Raw genomic sequence first — 5,177 nt, 5'->3', positions numbered from 1 at the left:
ACGGCCACTGTCGAGCGGCTGGCGGAGCAGGGTGCCACGGTGCAGGTGGCGGCCTGTGACGTCGCCGACCGCGACGCGCTCGCCGAGGTGCTCGCCGAGATACCCGCCGCGCACCCACTCACTGCTGTGGTTCACACGGCGGGTGTGCTCGACGACGGTGTGGTCGCCTCGCTCAACCAGGAGCGTCTCGATACGGTGCTGCGTCCGAAGGCCGATGCGGTCGACAACCTGCACGAGCTGACGGCGGACGCGGACCTGGCCGCCTTCGTCCTGTTCTCCTCGATCGCGGGCGTGATGGGTACCGCGGGTCAGGCCAACTACGCGGCCGCCAACGCCTACCTCGACGCCTTCGCCGCCCACCGCCATGCGCGCGGTGTGCCCGCCACCTCGCTCGACTGGGGTCTGTGGGGGCAGACCGGGGGCGGCATGGCCGGCGACCTGGACACCGCCGACCGCGACCGGTGGGCCCGCCTGGGCGTGCTGCCGATCGAGACCGAGCACGGCCTCGCCCTGTTCGACGTGGCGCTGGACAGCGCCCGGCCGACGCTGATCCCGATGCGGCTGAACCCCGCGAAGATCGACAGCAGCGCCGGAGTCCCGCCGCTGCTCCAGCAGTTGGCCAGGACCGCGCCGCGGCGCGCTGCGCAGACCGGTCCGGCGGGCCGCAGCACCCTGCTCGACCGCCTCGCCGCCACCAAGGAAGCCGACCGGCTCCAGATCCTGCTCCAGCTCATCCGTGGCGAGGTCGCCACCGTCCTGGGCCACAGCAGCGGTGACGGCATCCCCGCCGAGCGGACCTTCCACGAGCTCGGCCTGGACTCGCTGACGGCCGTGGAGTTCCGCAACCGGCTGATGACCGCCACCGGGCTGCGGCTGCCGACCACCGTGGTTTTCGACTACCCGAACCTCACCGCGATGGCCGACTACCTGCTGGGCGAGCTGCTCGGGACGGTGGCCTCCGTCCAGGAGACGGCCTACGCGGCGGCCGCCACCGACGACGACGCCGTCGCGATCGTGGGCATGGCCTGCCGCTTCCCCGGCGGCGTGGAGAGCCCCGACGATCTGTGGCACCTGGTGTCCGGGGGCGAGGACGCGATCGGCGCGTTCCCGGCCGACCGCGGCTGGGACCTCGACGGACTCTTCGACGCGGACCTGAGCCGGTCCGGCACGATGTACGCCCGCAGCGGCGGGTTCCTGGCGGACGCGGGCGGGTTCGACGCCGGGTTCTTCGGCATCAGTCCGCGCGAGGCGACCGCGATGGACCCGCAGCAGCGGCTGCTGCTGGAGACCTCCTGGGAGGCCGTCGAGAGCGCGGGCATCGACCCGACCTCCCTGCGCGGCGGCGACACCGGAGTGTTCGTTGGCGCCATCGCCCAGGAGTACGGGCCCCGACTCTACGAGGGCGGAGAGGGCGCCGACGGACATCTGCTGACCGGCACGCTGACCAGCGTCGCGTCGGGCCGTATCGCCTACGCCCTCGGCCTGGAGGGCCCGGCGGTGACCGTGGACACGGCGTGCTCCTCGTCGCTGGTCGCGCTCCACCTGGCGAGCCGGGCGCTGCGCAACGGCGAGTGCTCCATGGCGCTCGTCGGCGGGGCGACCGTGATGTCCAAACCGGGCATGTTCGTGGAATTCTCCCGGCAGCAGGGCCTGTCCTCGGACGGCAGGTGCAAGTCGTTCTCGGACGATGCCGACGGCACGGGGTGGGCCGAGGGTGTGGGTCTGCTGGTCGTTGAGCGGCTGTCGGACGCGCGCCGCAACGGCCACCAGGTGCTCGCGGTGGTGCGCGGCTCGGCGGTCAACCAGGACGGTGCGAGCAATGGTCTGACGGCGCCCAACGGCCCGTCACAACAGCGAGTGATCCGCAAGGCCCTGGCCGGCGCCGGGCTGAGCCCCGCCGACGTCGACGCGGTGGAGGCACACGGCACCGGCACCAAGCTCGGAGACCCCATCGAGGCCCAGGCGCTGCTCGCCACGTACGGGCAGGGCCGCCCCGAGGACCGGCCGCTCTGGCTGGGCTCCGTCAAGTCGAACCTCGGGCACACCCAGGCCGCCGCCGGTGTCGCCGGCGTCATCAAGATGGTGCTGGCCATGCGGTACGGCACGCTGCCGCGCACCCTGCACATGGCCGAGCCCTCGCACCACGTGGACTGGACGGCGGGCGCGGTGAGCCTGCTGACCGAGGAGCAGGCATGGCCGGAGGTGGACCGGCCGCGGCGAGCAGCGGTGTCGTCCTTCGGCATCAGCGGCACCAACGCACACGTCATCCTGGAGCAGGCGCCCGCCGAGGATCAGCCGCCCGCCGCGGAGCCCGCGGGTGATGGCCTGGTGCCGTGGGTGGTGTCGGCCAAGTCCGCGTCCAGCCTGGTCGAGCAGGCGCGGCGGCTGGCGGACGCCGCACCCGGTCTGCGTCCGGAGGACGTGAGCCTGTCGCTCGCCACGGGACGGGCGGCCTTCGAGCACCGCGCGGTCGTCCTCGGCCGGGACCGCGAGGAACTGCTGCGCCGCCTGGCCGCCTTCGCCGCGGGTGAGCCGGACGACGGCGTGCTGACCGGCACCGCCGCCACGGCCGGCGCCGCGAAGACGGCGGTACTGTTCACCGGCCAGGGCAGCCAGCGCGTCGGCATGGGCCGGGAGCTGTACGAGACCTACCCGGTCTTCGCCGCCGCGCTGGACGCGGCCATCGCCGCACTCGACCCACACCTGGACGCACCGCTGCGTGAGCTGCTGTTCGCCGAGAACACGCCGGAGGCGGCGCGGCGGCTGGCCCGTACGGGATACGCGCAGGTGGCGCTGTTCGCCGTCGAGACCGCGCTGTACCGGCTCGTGGAGTCGTTCGGCCTGCGCCCCGACTACCTCGTGGGCCACTCCGTCGGCGAGCTGACCGCCGCGCACGTGGCCGGTGTGCTGTCTCTGGAGGACGCCGCCAAGGTGGTCGCCGCGCGCGGCCGTCTCATGGAGCGGCTGCCGGAGGGCGGCGCGATGGCGACCCTCGCCGGGGAGCCCGAGCGGGTGGCGGCGCTGATCGCCGACTACGCGGACCGGGTGTCGATCGCGGCCGTCAACAGCCCCCGCTCGGTAGTCGTCTCCGGCGACTCCGACGCCGTGGACGAGGTGATCGCGCTCTGGAAGGCCCAGGACGACCGGCAGCACGCCAGTCGGCTGCGGGTCAGCCATGCCTTCCACTCCGCGCACATGGATCCGATCCTGGACGAGTTCCGCACGGTAGTCGAAGCGGTGCGGCTGCTGCCGCCGGCCATCCCCGTCATCTCGAACGTCACCGGCGAACCCGCCACCGACGAGGAACTGACCAGCCCCGACTACTGGGCCCGGCACATCCGGGCGACCGTGCGCTACCTCGACAGCACCCGCTGCCTGCGCGCCCAGGGGGTCACGCACTATCTCGAACTGGGCCCGCACCCCACCCTCGCCACCCTCACCCGCGAGACCCTCGCGGCGGACGGCACGGACGCCGAGGGACCGGCGGCCGGGACCCCCGCGCCGGTGGCCGTCGCCGCGCTGCGCGCCGACCACGACGAGCCGCGCACCCTGCTCACGGCCCTCGCCCAGCTGCACGCGCGCGGGGGCTCCATCGACTGGACAGCCGCCCTGAGGGGCACCGGCGCGCGCCGCGTCGGCCTGCCCACGTACGCCTTTCAGCACGAGCGGTACTGGCTGACCGCCTCGGCGCAGACGGCGGACGTCGCGTCCGCCGGCCTGGGCGTCGCCGAGCACCCGCTGCTGGGCGCGGCGGTGAGCGTACCCAGCGCCGACGGCGCGGTGGTGCTGACCGGCCGCCTGTCGCTGCGTACCCACCCCTGGCTGGCCGACCACGCGGTGGGCGGGTCGGTGCTCCTGCCCGGTGCGGCGTTCGTCGAACTGGCCCTGCACGCCGGCGGACTGGTCGGCTGCGGCCTCATCGAGGACCTGGCGCTGGAGGCGCCTCTGGTGCTGTCGGACAACGGCGCGGTGCGCGTGCAGGTGGCCGTGGGCGCCGCGGCCGCGGACGGCAGACGACCGGTGTCCGTGCACTCGGTGGCGGAGACCCCGGAGGCCGGTGCCGACCTCGCGGAGGAGACGTGGACCCGGCATGTGTCGGGCCTGCTCACCGTCGACGCCCCGGCTTCGGAAACCTCTGATCTGGAGGCATGGCCGCCCGCGGGCGCGGATCCGGTCTCGCTGGAGGGTTTCTACGAGGAACTGGCCGACCGGGGTTACGGCTACGGTCCGGTGTTCCAGGGCCTGCGGTCGGCGTGGCGTGCGGGCGACGAGGTGTTCGCCGAGGTCGCCCTCCCGGCAGATGTACGTCCGGCAGCCGACGAGTTCGGCATCCACCCGGCGCTGCTGGACGCCGCCCTGCACGCCTCCGTGCTCGACGGCTCCGAGCTGCGGGTGCCGTTCGCGCTGGCCGGAGTGCGTGTGCACGCGGTCGGCGCCTCCGCGGCACGGGTACGCCTGTCGCCCATTGCCGAGGGCCGCCTGGCACTGCTCGTGGCGGACGAGACCGGCAGGCCGGTCCTCACCGCGGACGCGGTGTCGCTGCGCGAGATCGCCGCCGAGGAGATCGCCGCCGCTGCCACTTCCCGCAACGACTCGCTGTACGAGCTGCGGTGGGTGTCGGTGCCGGTGGGTGAGGTGGCGCCGGTCGAGTGCGTGGTGCTGGGAGTGGACTGCGCTGGTGTCGCGGCACTGGCCGACTGCGGTGAGGTTCCGGGCGTCGTGGCGCTGGTGGTGGAGCCGGGTGGGGTGGCGGGTGTGGAGACGGCGCGTGTGCTGGAGGCCGTCCAGGAGTTTGTGGCCGAGCCGGGGTTGGCCGGTTCGAGGTTGGTGGTGGTCACGGGTGGCGGGATGGCGGAGGTGCCGGATCCCGCTACGGCGGCGGTGTGGGGACTGGTGCGTACGGCTCAGACGGAGCACCCGGACCGTGTGGTGCTGGTGGATGTGGAGACCGATCCAAGCACCGGCTCCTTGGGCGATGTCCTGTCGGTGGCGCTGGCGTGTGGTGAGCCGCAGGTGGCGGTGCGGGGTGACGGTCTGCTGGTGCCGCGGGTGCTCCGGCCGGCCGGCGAGGGTGCTTCTGCCGGTCCGGTGTGGGATGCGGCGGGGACGGTGTTGGTGACGGGTGCGAGTGGTGCGCTGGCGGGGGTGGTGGCGCGGCATCTGGTGGTGGTGCGGGG

At 73.7% G+C, this 5,177-nt stretch carries 1 protein-coding gene; it reads left to right on the top strand.

The features are described from left to right. Nucleotides 1-39: 39 nt before the first annotated feature. Nucleotides 40-5,177, top strand: a 5,138-nt coding sequence (locus AB0I54_RS47870; protein WP_363302711.1) for a beta-ketoacyl synthase N-terminal-like domain-containing protein, incomplete at its 3' end; no start/stop codon positions are given.

The sequence above is a fragment of the Streptomyces sp. NPDC050625 genome (assembly GCF_040654755.1).
Taxonomy (GTDB): domain Bacteria; phylum Actinomycetota; class Actinomycetes; order Streptomycetales; family Streptomycetaceae; genus Streptomyces.
Note: the sequence above shows the minus strand (reverse complement) of the source record. Positions and strands in the feature narration are given on the sequence as shown.